Source organism: Micromonospora sp. C95 (assembly GCF_018070465.1).
Lineage (GTDB): Bacteria > Actinomycetota > Actinomycetes > Mycobacteriales > Micromonosporaceae > Micromonospora.
Window position 1 is genome coordinate 220,735 of sequence record NZ_JAGPXT010000006.1, and the last position, 20,427, is coordinate 241,161.

Sequence of the window (20,427 nt, forward strand, 5' to 3'; positions counted from 1 at the left end):
CGGCTAGTTCCTGGTCCGCAGGGACCGGTCCCAGTCGCGGAGGAACCCGGCCCCGGTCCGGGAGAGCCCGACGGTGAGTTTCTGAGGATCCAGTAGCGGCACGACAACCTGCCCGAGTCAAGGAGTCCAACACCAGCGCGCTGGACCAGGCATCCATGCCAGGCAATGAAAAGAGGGCTCCCGCAAGTCGCTGACCTGCGGAAACCCTCTCGCTGTCGGGACGGCCGGATTCGAACCGACGACCCCTTGTTACCGTCAGTAGCCATTTCGACCTTGTCATTGGCTGTCGAAAGTCAGCACTGAGCTGCGCAGACATGATCAAGCGATGATCGCTACTTGTCACTGGTTGTCACCCACGGGCGGGGATTCTCGGGGGGTAAACGGGGGGCCGACAGGGCGCGCCAGTCCATCGTGTCCCGCTCCCTACCAGCCGAACACCCGTCACCAAGGGAGCGCGCGCTCCCACCATCGCCGCACGCCCGGCGCAGGCATGGGGGGGTTCGTGTCGGTGGGGCGACGTCGACCACGAATCCATGATCGCCTTTCGCGGCGAACTGCAACTCACGCCCAGGTGACCCGGCCGCCGGCGTCGGCGAACAGGTCGAACAGCACGTAGTAGGCCCGGGTACTCGCGCGCCAAGCGCAGGGACCGACCCGCCCGCGTCGACGCCCGCTCGGAGCGGCCAGAAGTGGTTCCTACCTTGGCGCCGTTGTGTCACGTGGGCGGGCGGCCGGTCGCGAGGCCAACCTGGTTGCCGACGTCCTCGCTGTCTGCGGCGGTCAGCACGGCGTCCAACAGACCGGGGAAACGGGCGTGCAGGTCCTCACGGCGCAGCACGACGTAACACCGGGTGCCTTCCTGGCGAGTGCGGGTGAGCCCCGCAGCGCGCAGCACCCGCAGATGGTGGCTCAGCGTCGACTTGGACACCGGCGTTCGCAGCTCTCCCCAGCCGCGTTCGTGGCCGTCGGACAGCAGTCGGACCAGGCCGATCCGGATCGGGTCGCTCAGCGCGGCCATCACGTCGGTGAGGGTCATCTCGGCGAGTTCCGGGTGCTGCGGATCTTTCACACGAACCATGGTAGCTTGTTCGATGTTCTACGAACATCGAACAAGAGGTGGAGTTGTGACCGCACCCCCAGACACCGGCCCATTCACCGGTCGCGTGGCCGTCATCACCGGAGCAGGATCAGGAATCGGCCGCGCGGCCACGATCGCGATCGCCGAAGCCGGCGCACACGTCCTCGGTGTCGGACGCCGCGCGGAGGCACTGCACCGCACCGCGCAAGAGCATCCCGGCATCGCCGTTCTCGCCACCGACATCCGCGCGACCGAGGCCGGCCAGGCAATCATCGACGCCGCCGTCGACCGGTGGGGCCGGGTAGACGTGCTGGTCAACAACGCTGGCGCCACCGCCGTCATGCCGCTCGCCGACACGGTCGCGGACCGCATCACCGAGATGTTCGACCTCCACGTCACCGCACCCAGCATGCTCGCCCACGCGGCTCTACCCCACCTGCGGCACACCCGCGGCACCATCATCAACATCTCCAGCACCTACGGCCATCGCCCGGTGGCCGGCGCCGCCCACTACGCCGCGTCCAAAGCCGCCCTCGAACAGCTCACCCGATGCTGGGCACTGGAACTGGCCACCGACGGCATCCGGGTCAACGCCCTGGCCCCCGGCCCCACCGAAAGCGAAGCCCTGCGCGCCGCCGGCCTGCCCGAACCAATGGTCAACCAGATCAAACAGGACGAAGCCGCACGCGTCCCACTTGGCCGCCGCGGCCACCCCGACGAAGTGGCCAGATGGGTGCTCCGGCTCGCCGACCCCGCCGCCACCTGGCTCACCGGACAAGTCCTCACCATCGACGGCGGCCTCGAACTCACCTGAGAGCAGCAACTCGGCTGACCAACGGCCGCAGCCTGAGCCCCGGCGACCGGTGCCCGGCCTGAGCACGCAACGCTCAACCGGTGTGGCGTGTCCGATCCAGCTTCCAGCGCACTTGGAATGTCAGCGCGGCGGCCATCAGCACCGCCGGGACCACGGTGAAGCCGATCAACAGGGCGGTGTGGGCGGACTCCGGCTGCGTCACGGTCTGCCCCTCGGTGGTGGCGATGAAGCCGCCTAGGGCGAGCACGGCCGAGTACACGTACGGGCCGATCGCGGTGCCGGTGGCTTCGGTGGCGGTCCAGACACCGGTGTAGGCGCCAGCCCGGACGGTACCACGCTGCTCGGCGGCCGCGACCGCGTCCGGGACCATCGAGAACGCGAAGAGCTGCAGCCCGGCGAACGCGATGCCCAGGACGCCGACCACCGCGACAGCCGGCCCGGTGCCGTAGCCGAGCAGCGGCGCCAGCGAACCGGCCACGAAGACCACCTGGCAGATCAGCAGGCCACGCTGCTTGCCGATGCGCCGGGACACCTGCATCCACACCGGACCGGCGACGACCGCTGGACCGAGGAACGCCCCCATGAACAGGGCGGTTAGCCCAGAGTTCTCGAAGACGTACTTGGTGTAGAACGGCAGCGCTGCGAGGAACAGGTGGGTAGTGGTGCCGGTGAACAGGTAGGACAGCACGAGCGCGCGGAAGTCGGGATCCCGCCAGGCGACCGCGATGTCACCGATGGTCGAGTGGGCCGCCTGCTGGTCGGGCATCCGGAAACCGGCGTGGGCAGTGAGACGCCGTACCCCGGTCAGTGCGACCAGCCCGGAGATCACCATGACGCCGGAGAGCAGCAGGGCCATCCAGCCGTAGTCGCCGCGCCGTCCCGACTCCACCAGCGCCGGTGCGGCCACACCGGCACCGAGTAACCCGAGGGTGAGGAAGAGCATCCGGAACATGAACACCCGGGTGCGCTCGTGGTACCCGACTCGAAGATCGGACGGGGTGGTCAGGTAGGGCACCTGGAAGCACGCGAAGAGCAGGTTGCCGGCGATAAACCAGCCGCCCACCCAGAGCGCCGCCGATGCGCCGGAGAAACCGGCGGGCACCGAGAACATCGCCACCATGGCCACCGGAAGCAGCAGACCGGCCCGCAGCATGCCGAGCCGGTGTCCGCTGCTGCGCGCTTCCCGGTCGGATCGGCTGCCCAGCATCGGATGCACGATGATGTCGATGATCTTCGGCAGCAGCAGGGTGAGACCGGCCAGGAACGGCGAGACACCGAGCGTATTGGTGAGGAAGTAGAGCAACAGCAGGCCGGGAACGGTCACCCAGACGCCCATCCCGACCGAACCGGTGGCGTACGCGATCAGGTCACCTGCCCTGCTCCGCACCTCGCCCGCCGCCCCGCGCAGCGCCGTCATCGGGTCGCCTCGTGCCGTGCGACCACACCCGCAGCCAGCTCGGCGCCCTGGAACGCGCCGGAGCGGACCCGGCCGGCGAGGATGCGCGCCACGATCCGATCGGTCAGCGCGGGCAGGTGACGGGCCAGGAAGAACTCGACCGCGCCCCGCCGGGTGGTGGGTAGATCACGGCGAGGACGACGACTGAGCGCGGCGCGCAGCACGGTCCGGACCACCCCGTCCAGCGGCTCGTATTGGCTCATGCCCTCCAGCGAGAGCCCGGCCGCGGCCGTCGAGTCGTGGATCGGGCTTCGTACCGCCGACGGGTACACGCAGGTGACGCCGACATGGGTGCCGAGCTCCAGACGCAGCGCGTCCGCGTACGCGACCAGGGCGCGCTTGGAGGCACCGTACGCAGCGGCCAGCGGCAACTGCATGACGGCCATCCGCGAGCTGAGCATGACGATCCGGCCACCAGAGGCGACCAGCGCGTCCACACATGCGGCGGTGACCCGCCAGGCGCCCAGCAGGTTGATGTCGAGCTGGCGGCGTACTTCCGCGCCCGGCGCCAGTTCGGCCGGGGCGGGCCCACCGATCCCGGCGTTGTTGATCAGCAGGTCGAGCCCACCGAGCTGGTCAATTGCTTCGCGTACCACGGCCGGCACCGCGTCGTCGTCGGTGATGTCGCAGGCCAGGACCCGGACCGGGTCATCGGCACGGGGGGCCAGGTCCAACCCGACGACCTGGGCCCCGAGTTCGTCCAGCCGGGCACAGATGGCCCGGCCGAACGTGCCGGAGGCACCGGTGACGAGGACACGCAATCCGCGGGGGTCTCGGGCGCTCAAACCACACTCTCCTCGGCGGTGAAGGTGCGTCCGCCCCGGGCGAGGCGATTCCGACCAGCCGCGATCTCTCTGGGCAGGTCGGCGACGTACCGGTCGAAATCGATACGCATGTGCGGCCGCGCGTTCATGCCCCACCGCGCGATGGCGGCGCGCAAGGCTCGCTGCACGGCGTGCTGCTGTTCGTCGATGCCGGGCAGGGCATAGCCGCCGGAGAGATACGCGGCGACCAGTTTGGCCTGGACCTCCACGACCGGCAGAGCGGCACCGGTGGACTGCATCAGGCCGACGAATGCCAGGCTGGGGTCCTGGAGATGGAAGACCCGCTGGTACAGCGGCAGCTGCTGGGGGTCGGGGCCCAGCCATTGAGGGGACAGGAACGGGATACTCACCCGGTACCCGGTGGCCCAGACGATCACGTCGACCGGGTCGGCGCTGCCGTCGGTGAACATCACCCGTTCCCCGTCCAGCCGTTCGATGCCGGGACGTGGGGTCACCTCGCCGTGGGTGAGCCGGTGCAGGATCGTGTCGCTGATCGTCGGATGGTTCTGGAACAGGCCACCGGCCGGGGCGGGTAAGCCGTACCTCTGTGGGGTCCCGACGGCGAGCCGCAAGAGGGTCTCGGCGATGCGCTGCCGCAGCCGCCACGGCAGGGCGGCGAGGGCGCCGCCGGTCGCGTCGGCCGGGCGGCCGAACAGGTACTTGGGAACGATGTGGACGCCGCGCCGGGCGGAGAGCAGGACCGGCCCCCGAGAGACGTGCGAGGCGTCCACCGCGATGTCCATGGCCGAGTTGCCCATGCCGACGATCAGCACCCGCCGATCCCGGAAGACGTCCGGAGTGCGGTAGTCGTGGGCGTGCATCTGGGTGCCGTGGAACGCGCCCGGATAAGCTGGATCCGGATAGCGCGGATGCCAGTTGTGGCCGTTCGCGACCACCACGGCGTCGTACCGCTCGGTGTCACCGGACTCGGTCGTCACCGCCCAGAGCCGGTCACGCTCGACGCGGGTGACCGTGCTCCCGAACCGGATGTGCGGAACGAGCCCGAACGACTGCGCATAGTCGGCCAGGTAACTGGCGACGCGACTGGCCGACGGATAGTCGGGCCAGTCCGCGGGCATCGGAAAATCCGCGAACTCGGTGCGGCGTTTGCTGGTGTTCAAGTGCAGGGAGGCGTACGCCGGAGACAGGCCGCTGCTGTTGTCCCTGACCCACAGGCCACCGGGCCGGTCACCCTTCTCGTACGCCACCACCGCACAACCGGCGTCGAGCAGCGCCTTCACCGTGGCGAGACCGGCTGCTCCCGCACCGATCACCGCCACCCGACTCGAAGAAACGGCCATGGTGCTCCTCGACGGTTGTAGCTTCCGCCAAACCGTAGGGCCTGGCACTGGGGCGAATACATGGCGTGGACCACGCAGTTTCGGGTTCTTGTTGTAGCGCACCACAACGGCGGGGAGCATGACAGGATGACGCATCCGGACGGCTGGACGACGATGGTGAACCTGATCGAACGCGTCGTGGGCGATGACGAACTGCTGCCGTCGGTGGTCGCCGGAGTCCGTACCACCGTGCGAGAGGTCTCCGCACTGCCCACCTCCGACATCGCCGGGCACACCCGCGCTCTGCTGGTGGCCGCAACCCGCGCATTGGCCGCACGGCGCGGCCCCACCGAAGCTGAGCTGTCGTTCGTCGCGGACCTCGGTGTCACCCGTGCCCGGCAGGGCGTGCCGATCGAATCGGTGCTGGGCGCGATCCATGTCGCCGAGCGCGCGATCTGGGCCCGGGCCCGGGAACTCGCCCGGGACCAAGGCGTCAGCGCCGAGCAACTGCTGGACGTCCGGGACCTTTACGACGACTGGGCCGAGGCCGTCCGGGCCCGGCTGATCAGCGCGCATCGGGCTACCGGAGCCAGCACAGATCCGCTTCCCGGGCGCCGGGACATGGCACTGCTGCGACGGCTGCTCCAGGGTGGTTCGGCGGCCACGCTGGCAGCCGCCGAGGCCGGCCTTCCGGTCACCGACGGGCTGTGGGTGCTCGTCGCCCGGCCCGGGGAGACCGCCGCCGGCATCGAACGAGCCGTGCGCGAGCACCCGCCGGTGCTGTGCGCAACCGTGGACGACCTGATGGTCGGAGTTCTGTCCCGGGCTCCGTCCGCCCGCCTGAAGGGGACCGGGGCCGTGGCAGGGCTCGCCGGTCCGGCCGAACCGGAGAAACTCGCGCCGGTGCAGCGGCTCGCCACCGCGGCCCTGACCGCCGCCGAGTCCACCGGCCGCACCGGACTGATCCACATTGCCGATGTGGCCTGGCTGGCGGCGTTGACCGAGCGGGCAGACCTGGCAACGGTGCTGCTCGACCGCTACGCGCCCGCTTGGGCGGCACTCGGACCGACTGCCGAATCGGTGGCGCACGCCGTGCTCGCCTGGCTGGAGAGCGACCGCGATGTCGACCTCGCCGGGGCGAAACTTTTCGTGCACCCCAACACGGTTCGCAATCGGGTCCGGCGCTTCGCCGCCGTCACCGGCATCGACCCGGCGGGCACCTTCGGTGCCATGACCGCCTGGTGGCTTTGCCGAACCTGGCTGCGCGACGCGACCTGATCTCGCACTTGCGGCGTGTAGTCGAGGCGGTTATTCCACTATCGAACGATACGTTGCCAACACAGGATCACCACCCTCCCACCAGACGGGAAGATCGGAGCCGAAAATGGGAAAGAAAGGCCGTGACCCTCGTTTCCGCAGGTCACGACCTTGATCTTTTTGCGCGCTGGCGACCAGGCAGGCCCAGCTCGGCCATGAGCGCGGCGACCGTGTTGCCCGACACCCGCCAGCCCTGCTCGCGCAACTCGTCGCCGACACGAGGGCTGCCGTAGGTGCCACCCGAGGCGTCGAAGACACGCCGGACCGCGTCCGTCAGCGTGGTCCTGCGGTTCTGGCGGGGTGTCGACGGACGCTCTGCCATCGACACATCGTCTCGCGTCGGCTCGCCGGCTGCGAGCTCATCTACCAACGCCGCACTGTTCGGTAGAGCGCTCGCCGCGGGGCGACGCTGGCGCCCGACGGCTGTGGCGTCCGGACGTAGTCATGGCCGGGCGGCCTGTGGTATCCCCCAGGCTAGGCTCGCCATGTGCCGGCGCTCATCGAGGTCGTGTCCATCATCAACGCCGCCCCGAATGTGGTATTCGACCTGACCCTCGACGTGGACGTCCACACCGCGTCCCTGCCTGCCAGCCGCGAGACGGCCACGACCAGCACCGAACGACGTCAACTCGCCCTCGGCGACGAGGTCACCTTCCACGCCCGCCATTTCGGACTGCCCTGGCGCATGACCAGCCGAATCACCGCCTACGAACGGCCGTACCACTTCGTTGACGAGCAGACGCGAGGCCCCTTCCGTGCTCTGCGCCACGAGCACCAGTTCCAGGACCTCGACGGCGTACGCACGCAGATGACCGACCATATGATCATCAGGGCACCCCTGGGGCCGCTGGGCGCAGTGGTGACCTGGGCGCTCATCGCGCCGTACCTACGCCGGCTGCTGATGCAACGGGCAGCCCACATCACCTACCTGGCACAAGCCCACGAGCCGTAACTCCCACCGAACCCGGGACATGCAATCGCCCCGAACCGGGGCAGACGGCGCCGCAGCGTATGAAGCCGGCTATTGCGATGAGGGTCAGCGCAGACAGCTTCCAGCACCGCACGGATCTGCCTCGCTGCGCGCGCTTACTGAGTGATCAGCATAGGGCGGCGACGGCTTCTACCTCGACGAGTTGGTTGCGGTAGCCGAGGACGGCGACTCCCAGCAAGGTGCTGGGCACATCGTGCGGGCCGAAGTGTCGACTGACCACGTCCCACGCCGTGACAAGGTCGTCCCGGCGGTTGCTGGCGACGTAGACGGTCGTCTTGACCACGTCGGTGAGGTCGGCACCGGCCGCCGCCAGTGCGGTGCGCAGGTTCGCCATGACCTGCTCGGCCTGCCCGGCCACGTCTCCGACCGCGACGGTGGCGCCGTCCTCGTCGAGCGGGCAGGCGCCGGCAGTGAACACGAGCTTCCGTACGTCAGACGCTACTGCGGCGTAGGCGTACGGAGCCCGATCGGTTAGCTGTGGAACTCGGATCAGCTCAACGGAGTCGGATGCGGTCATGGGCGCATGTTTGCAGACGATCTCGGCAGTGACGACCGCATTATGTTGCCCACGATCTCGGGTACCCCGATCTGCCGCAGACAGGGCGCTACGTCGTGAAATCGAGACCGTGCAGGACCTGCGTCCGACCCTGGCCGAGATGCGGGTGATGCTAGGGCTAGGCTGGGTCGCGGTACAGCGGAGCCGGGTCCCCATAGCGAACCCGCCGGACACCACCGGGCAGGGCCCTCGCCATAGCCTGGGACGCGTCGACGGAACATCCCACGGTGAACTCGACTTCCTCGTCAACCTCGCAGGCCAGGCACCAGGCTTGATCCTCGGGCCACACGAGGTGCGGTTCCTGATAGCCCTGCGCAGAGCCGTACCAAGCCAGGTACGCCGCATCTCTGAGTACTTCGACAGGCCCGGTGAACAGCAGCATCGCCCGATGAGGAATCGGCACTCGTGGCGCCTCAGGATGTGGGTCCCCGCCCCAGCCTTCCCAGATCGCCGCATATGCAGTGGCGGGAGTCGCCGTGTAGGCAGCAAGGGTCGCGAGCGCTCGGCGAAGGGCAGGATCTTCCCCTTCCCCCGGGATCCTGGGCGAAGGCGACACGCACGTACACGTCGAAGCCTGGCGGGCCATAGCGAACAAGATCCCACCAATCAACATCAGACCGAAGCAACCATTGCGCTGCGTCGGAAGTCGCCGCGGGTCGTACCTCGCTCATTCCTTCAGTCTGACGCCCCACGGCTACCAACCAACGCACTCACATGCCGCCGATCGGCTGTCCGTACTGTTGTGCGGATAACGAGTTCGGTCATCGCTGCGGGTCGGCGGCACTCGCTGGGGCTGTGCGCGGCGGGCACTGTGGTCGCGGCTGGTGCTGGGGCATCCGGTGAGTGCCGGGTCGAGGATTGGACCGGGGTGGTCGCCGTGGCAGCGGGCAACGTGCACGCGGCGCCGAACACCGGGCGGTCGCATAGCGTCGGACTGCGCGCTGACGGCACGGCCATGGCTACCGGCTGGAACGCCGACGGGCAGTGCGACGTTTCCTCTTGGGCCGGCGTGACCCTGATCGCCGCGGGCTGGCGCCGCACGCTCGGGCTGACCCGCGACGGGACGGTGCTGGCGACGGGACGGCTGCGCGAGGGTGCTTGCGACGTGGCCGAATGGCGAGAGGTCGTCGGATTGGCCGCAGGAGACTGGCATTCGGTAGCCCTGCGAGTCGACGGAACCGTCGTGGCGGTGGGAAACGATCGCCGTGGGCAGTGCGCGGTGGGCGGATGGCGTGACATCACCGCCATCACCGCCGGCTACCTTCACACGGTCGGCCTCACCAGCGACGGCCGCGTGTGCGCCGTGGGCGACCGATCGGCGGGTGCCTGCGACGTCAATGCCTGGCAGGATGTCGTGGCGGTAGCAGCCGGGAGCTACCACACCGTCGGCGTTACGGCCGCCGGCCGCGTCGTCGCCGCAGGAAGCAACGATTTCGGCCAGTGCGATGTGGCTGGCTGGCGCGAGGTCGTCGCCGTGGCCGCGGGCTCGACCCATACCCTCGGACTACGCGCGGACGGCATAGTCCTCGCGGCCGGTAACAACCAGCACGGTCAGTGCGACACCACCGCCTGGCAGACGATCCGATCGCCTGACCGATAGCGCGCGCAGCCGACCAGATCTAGCCGCGAACTGTTCGTTGCGGGCAATCGGCAGTCGCAGGGCCTCTCCAGTCCGTTGATATGGCCGATGCTGAACGCGTTGGTGTCTACCCGGGCGCTGCCAGCAGTTCTCTTCGCCGTCGACGAGATCCTGACCTAGCTGTACTGACCAGGCACGTTGGTTGAGGTTGTGCGGCGACATGATCTGACGGATCTTGAATGGAGAGAAGTAGGGCCGTGTTCGCGAGTAGGAAACGACCCCGCTGGGCCGAGCTGCCGGCGTCGGTTCGAGGGCCTATTGAAGGTCTGCTGGGTGGCGCCGTGGTGGACACCGAAAGTTGTGCCGGCGGCTTCTCGCCCGGCTTCGCCTCCCGGCTCACGCTGCGCGGTGGCCACCGGGCCTTCGTCAAGGCGGTGGATGCGCATCTCTGGCCGACCGAGGCGTCGCATTACCGCGCCGAGGCCGAAGTGGCCGGGCGGCTGCCACAGGGCCTGCCCGTGCCTCGGCTACTGAACACGGACGACGGCCGGTGGGTCATTCTGGTCTTCGAGCATGTGGACGCCATCGCACCGGGGCAACTCTGGACGGCAGCGCAGGTCCGGCGCGTCGTCGCGCAGGCAGTCGCTTTCGCTCAGGCGACCACACCGTCACCGATCGCGCTACCGCGCGACCACCCGCGACTCGGCGGCTGGGCCGGCATCGCCCTCGATCCGTCCAGCATCGCCCGGCTGCACACCGTCTCGACCTGGGCATCGCACCACCTCGATCGGCTGATCGTCATCGAGCAGCAAGGGCTGCACGCGGCACAGGGCGATTCGCTCGTGCACTGCGACCTGTACCCACACAACGTCCTGCTCAGCGGCGACCGCGTGATCTTCGTCGACTGGCCGCACGCCCGGCTCGGTGCCCCCGTCATCGACCTCATCGCGCTGCTGACCGGCGTGGCAGCCGACGGCATCGATCCCCAACCGCACCTTTACGCAGCCTTGCCGGCTCTGAACTGCCCGCCAGATTCCTTCGACGCGATCCTCGCCGCGCACACCGGCTTCCTCATGGCGGGCGCACTGACACCGATGCCCACCGGGTTGCAAGCCATCGCCGAGGAGAAACTCCGCCTCGCAACAGCCGCAACCCACTGGCTGCAACACCGCCACACCCACACGCGCTAGCAACCCGCAAAACACCATCAGCGTCGCGCACTCACATGCCGCGATCTGATCGCTACGCCGAGTCACCTGGCTTAGCGCTTGCCTGTAGATGGTGCGGATGCCGGGGCCGGTCGTCCTTTCTATTCGCGGGTCAGCTGCACCACGTATCCAGCGAACTTGAGGTCGCCGCGGTCGGGAGTCCATCCGTCCGCTGACCGAACCTAGGTCATGGCGCCGGATCCGGGCACGGGGAAGAGGTGAGTGGAAGGTGCCTCAGGCAGCGGGGCATACCGACAGTGCACGGCATGGATCGAAGCAACGACCCCCACGACAGAGGCTGCATCCTCGCTCACGCCTCCGTGGTGCTCCTCGGCCTTGTCAACGCCACGGGCCAGGTCGCTGCCCAGCACGAGCCCAGGCCATTCGGCCGGCCGCTTGTCGCGCGGCTGAATCCACCCGGCCGACAGCCCGGCGAACGAGCAGTCCGGCGAACCGCAGTGGTCCGCTCGTCGCGGGACGCGAGCCTACGGTGTCGCCAAGCTCCGCCACTCCTCGGTGACACACAACTCGTCGTAATCCCACCAGCCATCGCGCTTGCCGGTGTCGAGCATCTGGCGCACAAGCCGGAGGTCAGCGTCGGGCGGAACGTCGATCACAGTCAGCCCGAACATGCCGGTGCCAGTGACCCCCAAGGAATAGAACTTCTCCAGGATGACCCTGGTGCCAACATCGAGCGGACCGAGTGGACCGCCGGAAGCAAGCATCACCCGGATCGCGCAGTAGCCGGATGCCTCGATCTTCTCTCGTACCCAGAGCCGCCCGTCTTCTTCCTGCTGAACGCGGAAGATGTCACCCTTGGCAGCATCCAGCGCGGCCCATGGCGCAGACGGCAGCCGGACTCGGTCCAGCGAGAGAGCCTCGGCGCCAATCCCGAGGGCCGATGCCGGTCCACCTGACATTGGGAACCACACCTGCACCCATTCCATTGACGGTGTGATCACGGCGTCGCCTGTCGAGGGCATCGCTCAAGTCTGCCACCCAGGACGGCAAGAGGCATGGGGGGGCAGACAAGGTCGGGTTCACTGTCATGCCGCGCCCCAACATTGAGGCGCTGATCGAACGCCTCGGAATCTGACTGTGCCGAGGGGATCCGCGCTCTTCTGGCCGCAATCGGCGCGCTGACCTTGCGGCTCCTTCGTGCTGTGGTTCGAGCGGAACCTCTGCAACCACGGGTGAAGATCAGCATAGGATCTCTGCGTGTTGGGAGTGCACTTCGCGATCACGCCGGAGCAGGAGCGGTCGCTGCTCGCGGCCGGCGATGACGGCGACAGTGACGCGGTGGACGAGTTCATCGAGGCGATCGAGGAGTCGTGGGCCGAGGACGGCCTGAAGGTCGACACCGACAAGGCATGGGACGGCATCCACCGGTGCCTGACCGACGGCACCCTCGAACCTGACGGTGGTGAGTATCCGTTCAGTCATGCGGTGCTCGGCGGGCGCTGGCTGCACGACGAGTACGTCGTGGTCTACCTCACGGTGGACGAGGCCCGGGACGTGGCCGCCGCTCTGCAGTCCGTCGACCGATGCCAGCTGCGCCAGCGGTTCGACGCAATCGACGACCCCGACTATCGCGGCGCCCTCGACGACGCCGGCTTCGACTACACCTGGGACAACTTCGTTGAGGTTCGGGCGTTCTACCAGCGGGCTGCGGCCGCGGGGCGTGCCGTGGTCTTTACCGCCACCTGATCTCGCGCTGGGCGGCGCAGCGGATCACGCTGCTGCGTCTCGGTGGTGGAGCCACTGCCGCACTGTCGTGAGGTCGGTGTCGGTCAGTCCCAGGTGCGGGTCGACGCGGCGCAGCAGCGCCGGGTGTGGGTGGTGGGCGGCGACCCACCGCCGGTCGGCGTCGGTGATCTCGTCGTCGAGCCAGACGAACGCACGCCCCGCCGCCCACCGCGCCAACGACGCGGCCTTCCAGTGCACGCCATACGGTGGTTCCTTGTCATCGTCGATCCAGTCGACCACAGGCAGAGCGGGCAGGCCGAGCCGAGGTGCCACCACCTCGTTCGCCTCAGCCATCCACGTACTCGCCCAGACCAGGTGACCCGGCAAGGCGAGCAGCCGGCGACCGTCGTCGGACTCAAGACGATCCAGCAGAGGATTACCGTAACAGTCGGTACCGTCTACCAGGCTGCCGCTGCGCTGGCCCTCGGCACTGGCTGGCCGGGCCCGGAACGGGATGAGCACGCCGTCGATGTCGACAAAGATCAACGGTCGTCCGTCGCTGGCAGACACCGCCGAACCGTACCGCTTGTCGCCAGCCAGCGATCGTCTACGTCACGACTCGCATCTGCCGCCACGCGCCCGCCTGGCGGCAGATCCGTGCGTCTGGCCTCGGACGATGCGCGGCACGACCATTGGTAGCGCCGGGAACGAGTCCTGCTTCCGGCTGTACATGTTCCTCGATGGCGCCGGGAATCAGTACGCCTAACCGCCTACCCCCGACGCCGATGATCAGCATGCCTGGGTAAGCCCCACCGAGTTCGGCCGGTGCAATCCACCCGCAGGCAGCGCTCGGTCGGCGGACGGTCCGGGTGCCCTCCCCGACCTCCCAGTCATTCCGGCCATGCTCTTGATCTGAACCAACGTTGAAGTTCTACCTTCGTTCTCAACCACTCACCACCGGAGGTAGACCCTGTGGAGCAACCGCTGTCCGACGCCGAACTTGCAGGCCAGCCTGCCGCCTATTGGACCGGCGTTGCCTATGAGTCGCTCATCGCCTTCACCCGGGCTCGTCATGCCGAACACGGTTTCACTCAGCCTCAGTTCTGGCTGCTACGCAACCTCTCCAGAAACGACCTTCTGCCGGATGGCGGCGGGCTGACCATCCCTGAACTTCAGCAGGCGATGAGCTCGTACCTTAGGGCCGAAGACGATCTGGACGCCGAAGCTGAGGCTCTGTTGGAGCCCGGATGGCTGATCCGTGACCAAGAAGGAAGGCTATGGATCACCGAAGCAGGGGAAGAGGGTCGCCTCAGCCTCAAGCGACATGCGCCGGCGATCCGAGCCCTCATCCACAAGGGTATCGATGACGCAGATTACGTCACGACCCTCAAGGTACTCCGGCAGATGATCCGAAACACCGGTGGCTCGATGTAGGGCCCCACACTAACCGAGGCGCCCGGGCTGTCTTGTCGCCGACGTATCCACCGGACGCATGGACGACAGTCGCATCTGAGCGGATGCGGCGATGCTACGGAGCGCTCTCCGTTCGCACGGGTTCCACGCTGGCGGCCGGCACCGTCGCGAGCACGTAATCCTCGGTCAGGTCCGGCTGCACGTCGACCATCGCGTTCCTGTCGACGTAGCGGACGACGAACGAGGTCTCGCGCAGCCACGCCTCGTCAAAGTCGGCAAGACTCTCCGGCACTTCACCCACGAGTCGCACGTCGTCACCCGGCTTGACCGCGGCATCCGCCGGAGCCTCATCGCGTTGGATGGCCGTGATCGCGTGGATAAGAGCCTTCAGCGGTTCGGTGTCCGTGCCGTAGTGAACCAGATGGCCCGCCTGGCCGAAGATGACATCGGCCTCGGCTCTGCTCACGTCGGCGAGCGCCTCGGCCGCACCGGCCGCCAGGGCCGGTCCCCCCGACCTGTCAAGTTGCGCCGCCAACGCCAGGAGTAGGCGATCAATGACACGTTCCGTCGTCACCTCGTCCGTCACCCGGCGAGCCTATGACCCATCCGACGGCACCGTTGTCGGCCCAGGCAGCAAGCACGTGCCCGGGACTACACCACCGACATCACGTCGCCCCCCAACTGCGAGTCCGCTCGCAAAGTGCGACCTCGTGTCGCAACGGCAGATCCGGATGCCGTCAGTCGGACGTAAGGTTCCACTGCGCGGGCAGGGCGCTACCGCACAGGGCGCACGTGAAGTCGTCGTCCCGCACGATGTTGCGCTCGCCGCAGCTCGGGCAACGGCGGAAGATGACCCGGTCGGTGAAGCCGCCAGGATGCGGTACACCGACTCGGTCAAGCGCCTTGGCCACAGCGGGCCAGCAGACCGGGTCGGGGCAGTAGCCAGTCGACTGGTTGGTCACCTCGGCGACGCTCCAGCCGGTTCCGGCGGAGACAAACGCCATCTCACCAGCGGCGAGTACGTCCCGACCACCCGCGAGGGCGATGTGTTCGCTACGACGCGGCGCCAGTCTGAGCACACCATCGAGAGCAACGACGAAAGTGACCGGTTCGGCGAGGTCTCCACGATCGCGCCCAGCGAGCCAGTCGGCGAGGGAGGCAACCGATTCCACGGCAACCGCGTCCACCGCGATCACCCGGTCACGAAACTCGGCCGGACCGACATATGGGTACCGCCTGGTCTGCGCCACGGCGCGACGATATCGACGTGAGCCCGAGCACGGCCACCAATTCAAGCCTGCGGATACGCTGGGTAGCGAGCGGTATGCGGCAGATCTGGATGGGTCAGCCCGTGGCTGTTACTGCGGCTTGTAGGTGCTTTCGGGTGTCTTCGTTGAAGGCGACGAGTCGTACCCGTTGGACGTTTGTCGGAGTGGATCTGATCGTTGCTACGGCGATTCGGGCGGCCTGGTCGGCGGGGAAGCCGTACACGCCGGTGGCGATTGCCGGGAAGGCGACGCTGCGGGCGCCGAGTTCGTCGGCGACCTGCAGGCTCCGGCGATAGCAGGAGGCCAGCACGTCGGCCTCTCCGTGATCGCCGCCTTCCCAGACCGGTCCGACAGCATGGATGATGTGCCGCACCGGCGGGTCGAGGTCGAACGCCGGGGTAGCCATCGCGTCGCCCGGCTCGCAGGGGCCGATCGCACCCCCGGCCTGCGCCAGCCGAGGCCCGGCAGCGCGGTGGACCGCGCCGTCGACACCGCCGCCGCCGAGCAGTGACTCGTTCGCGGCCGTGACGATGGCATCCACGTCCTCTCGCGTGATGTCACCCAGCACAGTCTCGATCACGGCCACAGCAGGATCCTGGCACACCAGACGAGGGTGTGCCGGCCGACCGTCGCCAAACCGGGCAGCCACTCCACCGGGCCAGAGCGACCGATCCCGTCGCACGTCCGGCGGCAGATCCAATACTCGTCCACCAGCCCGGAGGCGACGTGCGGGGCTGGTAGGTAAGGCGTGACGTTGCTGCGGCAGCGGGCACGCAGCGGCACGCGGCACTGGTCCTAATCGGCTACCAAATTCTGACAAGGCGGACCCGCTCGCCGGAGCCAGTCCCCCTGTGAATGACGTCGGTTCGGCGTCGTCGGCTAACGGTATTGGCGTTCCTGAGCTGCACGGACCTGCTGGCGGATGTCGTCAGGAATCTCGACCACATGGACGGCAATCGCGAGATCCAGCAGCGCCTGTGCGGCCCAGGTACGTGCCGCTGGCTGAAACGGCCTCGCTGCGGCCGGGTCGCTCATGCAGAGCACGAGGCGGGGCCGCGGGTACATCGTGCTCGCGATCCACGTCAGCTTTAACGCGTCGGCCAGTACCTTGTGACGCTGCGCCGACTTCGGCGGACCCTGATGGGCCCAGCACTCCACGAGAACAGTTCGGCCGCTGTCGCATCCGTCGACCTCGACCCGAGCTCCCGACGGCACCGCGATTTTCGCCGGCTCCAGCGTCAAGGCCAGGTCGCGGCCCAGCAGATCAAGCATGACCCGCTCGGCCTGTCGCTGCTCCGCAGAGTGCCCGGAAGGCAAGTGATCTTCGGGCGTCCGAACAACGGCAGCAGGTGAAAGCGGCCCGCTACGCGGTGTTCTCGGATCCTCGCCAGCCAGAGCCCCGCTCGGCCGCTCGACGAGTTCGTTCACGATCTTCCCATCGGGGCCTTCCCACCGCCGGACGGCTCCGGCCAACTGCAACGCGCGGCAGATCTGGTTGACCTGCTGCCGCGGCCGGACACCCGTACGCTGTGACAGCTGGTCATCGTCCAGCGGCATCGAGCTCAGCCGAAGTGCTTCAAAGACACGGTCGCGATTGCTGGCAGCCGTCACACATCGAGTCTGACCGACGGCCGATGGCCTCGCCTCCTCCGTTCGGCGGTGCACAGGCTTGCGCCCGATCGGCGGCCAGAGCGGACGCCACGACAAGGCGTTCGAGGCGACCGGTCGGGCTTCTTCCCAGATGAGCGGCCTGCGATCATCAGCGGATGGAGTTCGTACTCGATCCGCCACACGGCGTTGGTCCGCTCCGGCTCGGGATGACTACCGAGGAGGCCCGGGTTGCTCTCGAGACTCTCGGACCGCTGGTGCCGACCGCTTCGGGTGAGCTGGCCGTGCACCTGCCGAGTGGGCTCGGGTTCAGTGTGGGTTTCGGGGTTGGGCCGACACGGGGCCGGGTCAACGCGATCGAGGTGTGGCGTCCGCACGAACGCGACGTGGTGCGATACCGCGACGTTGACGTCTTCGGCGTTGCCGCGCTGGAGGTCGTGAAGCGGCTGCGTCGCCACATTGACCTCGTGTCGAACGAGGACGACGACGGGTTCACCGCACCAGAGCTGTATCTCGCACTGTGGCGGCCGTTCGCCGCGGACGACGACCCGGCTGAGGAGCAAGGCCACTTCTTTCAGTCGGTGATTGTGGCCCGGCCCGGCTACGACGACACGCCTGCCGCAGCGGCGGCCCGGCTGGCCGCTGGCGGTCAACCAGGCTATTGATCCAACTGGCCTCCCACTCCGCCCATGAGCGTGCGTCCGATCTTGCGGCCAGCCCCTCTCTGGGCCGGAGGGCGCCTCGGTGCTCGCGATAATGTCCGGGTGCCGCTCTTCATGACGCCCTGGTCTTTGGGTCTGGATCGTGTGCCGTTGCTTGATCATCTGTTCGACGCGGGTGCGCCGCCGTCACCTTCCTGGGCGGTTTAGTATGCGGCGTGGCTGGGCTGCTGGATGGGGTTTATGAGATCGACTGGTCGGCGCTACAGCATGCGTACGGCTCGGCGGATGAGGTGCCGGGCTGGCTGGCGGCGATGACCGACCCGGGGACCTGCGTTGACGCTCTTGGCGATCTCGACGTGGCGGTCTATCACCAGGGCGGTGCGGTGTACCCCGCAGGCGCCGCGGTGGTGCCGTTCCTCCTGGGCCCGACGGTTCCTCATCGAGCGGACATCCTCGATCTTGTATGCCGCTTCGCCGCGCTGGACCGAGAGATGAGGGAGCCATGGCGGTCCCAGCCTTCGGCCCAGACGTGCCGCAAGGGTCTGCTCGAAGCTTTCAACAGCCTGCTGCAACTGCTCGACGATCCGGATCCCGCCGTCCGGCGCGGCGGTGTGGAAATCCTGGTCGAGCTGGTCGAGCGTGCGGACGACCTTGCCGATGAGCTGATGCGTCGTCTTCCCAGCGAGGCGGATCCCGATGTCGCCGCCGACTACGTTCTCGCCCTGGTTACCGCGTCAGCGCAGGGCACCTTGGCGCCTGGGAAACGAGCAGCTATCGCTGTGTGGCTGTCCGACCGTACCCCACCGGCCGGCGATCCACGGCGTCTCACCTTTCTGGTCGCCGCCCGCCGTCTCGGACACGAAGCCGGGACGGCCGATCACCTTCTCGCGGCGTATCCAGGCGCCGTACCGAAGCGGACCGCTGGCTGGCTTGGCCGTGAGCTCGGCGACGACCGCGAAGCCCGGATCGCCCTGGCCCGGATCGCGATCGGCGAAGCAGCCCGCACACAGGACGACCGGCCGCTCGCCGAGGTGGGCACGGTCATGCGGAAGTGGCGTTCGGCCACCGTCGCGCTCATCCCGGAGGTCGGTGCCGCACTCGAGGGACCAACCCCCATCCGGGCAGCCGCTGTCCACCTACTCGCCGCCTCGGGAAATGCCGGTCGTACCTGGTCGGACCACGTCGCGGAGCTGATCAGCCAACCAGGCCGCACGGGAGCGCTGGCCGCATGGGCCCTGGCACGGTGGGGAGACCAGCGAGCGGTCCCGGCCGTCGAGCGGTCGCTGCGCCGTGATCCAGAAGTCTTCTGCATGGGTTCGACGCATTACAGCGACGACTTCTACTGGCTCAACCAAGACCCGGGCATCACCGACGTCTGCCTACCGCTGACCCCGTACGCCGACGACCTCGTGCCCGCGATCCGATGGCGACTACGCAACGATCCCGGCACATCTACGGCCTACCACCTCACACAAGTGCTGACGGCCTACGGACCAGCGGCCGCGGCAGCAGTACCCGAACTGACCGCCATGCTCGACACGCAACAGCCCATACCGGCCTGCACTGCCCTCGCCGCGCTCGGCCCCGCGGCCGCAGCGGCGCGCGCCACACTGACGCAGATGTCCACCGGCGATGGACCGGAAGCCCCCGCCGCCGCCTGGGCCCTGTTCCGGATAACCGGCGACCCCGAGCCGTTCCTGGCCCGCGACGACGTGCTCGGTGGACAACGCATCAAAGCCTCAGCTGCCCGAATGCTAGCCGACCTCGGTCCGCTGGCCACGCGCTACTTGTCAGACATCGAACGGCAGCTCGTGGAGCGACCAAGCTACTGGCCAACCTGGGACGGTGTCGAACTGGGCTTCGCGCACTACCGCATCACCAGCGACCCGGCCCTCTGCCTGACCGTATTCGACGCGGCACTCGACCCCCTGCGGCACAGTCGGCAACTGCCGGTCAGCCGCCAGGCACTGCGCTACCTCGCCGCCCTCGGGCCGGCCGCCACCACGTTCACCCACCTACTGCACAGCGCCGCCGAGCAAGACCAACGACTGCTCGACAGCGGAGGATGGCGCGGCATCAGCGAGGACGACGAGGCGCGAGACCTGGCGAGGCAAGCACTGGCCGCAGCCACACCCTGACGTCGCCGGGCCCGCCATTCCAGTTTCCACTCACCGACATGTCCAGATGCAGACACCCAGGATCTGACTACCCTCCGTGACGGGCGCTCTGCGGCAGATGTCGCAGTCGATCATGCCAAGGCAACGGCATCGCCCGCTGGCCCGAATACGGGGAGCCCTACCCACACGATCGTCAGCGTCTTGTGCCCTACTACGACCGCCGGTGAGGACTGTCGTTGCCTGCGGTGTCGACCCTGTCCGGGCGTGCCTGAAGGGTGCCGGAGGAGAGATCTGGACACATCCCGCCGGATGCAGCCCTGCCACGCTCAGGCCTCGCTGGGTCCCACGCCTTAGCGTGGCAGGGTGGCAACTCCGCACACGGTGCCGCCGTCGGGAGATGAGCCGCCGGCTGACTTTCCTGTTCGCGTTGGCGGCGGGAGTGTCCATCGGCAACCTGTACTGGGCACAGCCGCTACTGGGTTTCATCGCAGGCGATCTGCGCGCCGCGATTCCGACGGCCGGCTGGCTCGTCACAAGCCCCCGACGTCTCCGACGTCCTGGACGCCGCCA

22 protein-coding genes are annotated in these 20,427 nt (G+C 68.1%); 9 read left to right on the top strand and 13 right to left on the bottom strand.

Features of this window, described 5'->3' with window-relative positions:
* Nucleotides 1-715: 715 nt before the first annotated feature.
* Complete coding sequence (locus KBX00_RS10290) at nt 716-1,078, bottom strand: helix-turn-helix transcriptional regulator (protein ID WP_210825622.1); 363 nt, start codon at nt 1,076-1,078, stop codon at nt 716-718.
* A 46-nt stretch (nt 1,079-1,124) separates the two neighbouring features.
* Between KBX00_RS10290 and KBX00_RS10295 the strand changes: the two genes are divergently transcribed.
* Nucleotides 1,125-1,892 carry an SDR family oxidoreductase gene (locus tag KBX00_RS10295; RefSeq protein ID WP_307868392.1) on the top strand — a complete coding sequence of 256 codons (768 nt, stop codon included), beginning with the start codon at nt 1,125-1,127 and terminating at the stop codon, nt 1,890-1,892.
* 73 nt (nt 1,893-1,965) lie between these two features.
* Here the strand turns inward: KBX00_RS10295 and KBX00_RS10300 are convergent, their stop codons facing one another.
* From KBX00_RS10300 to KBX00_RS10310, 3 genes are read right to left on the bottom strand one after another with little or no spacing between them, the layout of a single operon-like run.
* Entirely contained in the window at nt 1,966-3,309 is a 1,344-nt protein-coding gene (locus tag KBX00_RS10300; protein WP_210825625.1) for an MFS transporter, read from the bottom strand.
* Nucleotides 3,306-4,109 carry an SDR family oxidoreductase gene (locus tag KBX00_RS10305; RefSeq protein ID WP_210825627.1) on the bottom strand — a complete coding sequence of 268 codons (804 nt, stop codon included), beginning with the start codon at nt 4,107-4,109 and terminating at the stop codon, nt 3,306-3,308. The genes KBX00_RS10300 and KBX00_RS10305 overlap by 4 nt, the downstream gene beginning before the upstream one ends.
* A 20-nt stretch (nt 4,110-4,129) precedes the next feature.
* Nucleotides 4,130-5,473 (bottom strand): NAD(P)/FAD-dependent oxidoreductase, encoded by a 1,344-nt coding sequence (locus tag KBX00_RS10310; RefSeq protein WP_210825629.1) that lies wholly within the window; start codon nt 5,471-5,473, stop codon nt 4,130-4,132.
* A gap of 126 nt (nt 5,474-5,599) precedes the next feature.
* On the opposite strand from KBX00_RS10310, the gene KBX00_RS10315 reads away from it, so the two are divergent.
* Nucleotides 5,600-6,730: a PucR family transcriptional regulator gene (locus KBX00_RS10315; protein ID WP_210825631.1), complete on the top strand. Its 1,131-nt coding sequence runs from the start codon at nt 5,600-5,602 to the stop codon at nt 6,728-6,730.
* A gap of 142 nt (nt 6,731-6,872) precedes the next feature.
* On the opposite strand, the gene KBX00_RS10320 is transcribed toward KBX00_RS10315, so the two are convergent.
* Nucleotides 6,873-7,091, bottom strand: coding sequence for an IS3 family transposase (locus KBX00_RS10320; RefSeq protein ID WP_210825632.1), 219 nt, complete (start codon nt 7,089-7,091; stop codon nt 6,873-6,875).
* Between the two features lie 165 nt (nt 7,092-7,256).
* Between KBX00_RS10320 and KBX00_RS10325 the strand changes: the two genes are divergently transcribed.
* Nucleotides 7,257-7,721 carry an SRPBCC family protein gene (locus tag KBX00_RS10325; protein ID WP_210825634.1) on the top strand — a complete coding sequence of 155 codons (465 nt, stop codon included), beginning with the start codon at nt 7,257-7,259 and terminating at the stop codon, nt 7,719-7,721.
* A gap of 145 nt (nt 7,722-7,866) precedes the next feature.
* Here KBX00_RS10325 and KBX00_RS10330 read toward each other — a convergent pair whose 3' ends face one another.
* Entirely contained in the window at nt 7,867-8,277 is a 411-nt protein-coding gene (locus KBX00_RS10330) for a RidA family protein (protein WP_210825636.1), read from the bottom strand.
* 916 nt (nt 8,278-9,193) lie between these two features.
* Here KBX00_RS10330 and KBX00_RS10335 point away from each other — a divergent pair.
* A complete protein-coding gene (locus KBX00_RS10335) occupies nt 9,194-9,916 on the top strand; it encodes a hypothetical protein (RefSeq protein WP_210825638.1) in 723 nt (240 codons plus the stop codon).
* 320 nt (nt 9,917-10,236) lie between these two features.
* The gene (locus KBX00_RS10340; RefSeq protein WP_210825640.1) at nt 10,237-11,085 is read left to right on the top strand and encodes a phosphotransferase; all 849 of its coding nucleotides are present in this window, start codon (nt 10,237-10,239) and stop codon (nt 11,083-11,085) included.
* Between the two features lie 200 nt (nt 11,086-11,285).
* On the opposite strand, the gene KBX00_RS29810 is transcribed toward KBX00_RS10340, so the two are convergent.
* The gene (locus tag KBX00_RS29810; protein ID WP_374225281.1) at nt 11,286-11,531 is read right to left on the bottom strand and encodes a DUF6578 domain-containing protein; all 246 of its coding nucleotides are present in this window, start codon (nt 11,529-11,531) and stop codon (nt 11,286-11,288) included.
* 57 nt (nt 11,532-11,588) lie between these two features.
* Nucleotides 11,589-12,086, bottom strand: coding sequence for a DUF4265 domain-containing protein (locus KBX00_RS10345; protein WP_210825642.1), 498 nt, complete (start codon nt 12,084-12,086; stop codon nt 11,589-11,591).
* A gap of 235 nt (nt 12,087-12,321) precedes the next feature.
* Here KBX00_RS10345 and KBX00_RS10350 point away from each other — a divergent pair, with 235 nt between their 5' ends.
* Nucleotides 12,322-12,810 carry a YfbM family protein gene (locus KBX00_RS10350; protein WP_210825644.1) on the top strand — a complete coding sequence of 163 codons (489 nt, stop codon included), beginning with the start codon at nt 12,322-12,324 and terminating at the stop codon, nt 12,808-12,810.
* Nucleotides 12,811-12,834: 24 nt separating this feature from the next.
* Here KBX00_RS10350 and KBX00_RS10355 read toward each other — a convergent pair whose 3' ends face one another.
* A complete protein-coding gene (locus KBX00_RS10355) occupies nt 12,835-13,359 on the bottom strand; it encodes an HAD domain-containing protein (protein WP_307868395.1) in 525 nt (174 codons plus the stop codon).
* Nucleotides 13,360-13,761: 402 nt separating this feature from the next.
* Between KBX00_RS10355 and KBX00_RS10360 the strand changes: the two genes are divergently transcribed.
* Nucleotides 13,762-14,223 carry a MarR family transcriptional regulator gene (locus KBX00_RS10360; protein WP_210825646.1) on the top strand — a complete coding sequence of 154 codons (462 nt, stop codon included), beginning with the start codon at nt 13,762-13,764 and terminating at the stop codon, nt 14,221-14,223.
* A 94-nt stretch (nt 14,224-14,317) separates the two neighbouring features.
* Here KBX00_RS10360 and KBX00_RS10365 read toward each other — a convergent pair whose 3' ends face one another.
* From KBX00_RS10365 to KBX00_RS10380, 4 genes are all read right to left on the bottom strand, one after another.
* The gene (locus KBX00_RS10365; RefSeq protein WP_210825647.1) at nt 14,318-14,788 is read right to left on the bottom strand and encodes a hypothetical protein; all 471 of its coding nucleotides are present in this window, start codon (nt 14,786-14,788) and stop codon (nt 14,318-14,320) included.
* A gap of 151 nt (nt 14,789-14,939) precedes the next feature.
* Nucleotides 14,940-15,398 (bottom strand): hypothetical protein, encoded by a 459-nt coding sequence (locus tag KBX00_RS10370; protein WP_210825649.1) that lies wholly within the window; start codon nt 15,396-15,398, stop codon nt 14,940-14,942.
* 148 nt (nt 15,399-15,546) lie between these two features.
* Nucleotides 15,547-16,056: an O-acetyl-ADP-ribose deacetylase gene (locus KBX00_RS10375; RefSeq protein ID WP_210825651.1), complete on the bottom strand. Its 510-nt coding sequence runs from the start codon at nt 16,054-16,056 to the stop codon at nt 15,547-15,549.
* 293 nt (nt 16,057-16,349) lie between these two features.
* Entirely contained in the window at nt 16,350-17,081 is a 732-nt protein-coding gene (locus tag KBX00_RS10380; protein WP_210825653.1) for a hypothetical protein, read from the bottom strand.
* Between the two features lie 281 nt (nt 17,082-17,362).
* Here KBX00_RS10380 and KBX00_RS10385 point away from each other — a divergent pair, with 281 nt between their 5' ends.
* Together KBX00_RS10385 and KBX00_RS10390 are read left to right on the top strand one after the other, a co-directional pair.
* Nucleotides 17,363-17,743, top strand: coding sequence for a hypothetical protein (locus KBX00_RS10385; RefSeq protein ID WP_210825655.1), 381 nt, complete (start codon nt 17,363-17,365; stop codon nt 17,741-17,743).
* A gap of 212 nt (nt 17,744-17,955) precedes the next feature.
* Nucleotides 17,956-19,878 (top strand): hypothetical protein, encoded by a 1,923-nt coding sequence (locus tag KBX00_RS10390; protein WP_210825657.1) that lies wholly within the window; start codon nt 17,956-17,958, stop codon nt 19,876-19,878.
* Nucleotides 19,879-20,427: the final 549 nt, after the last annotated feature.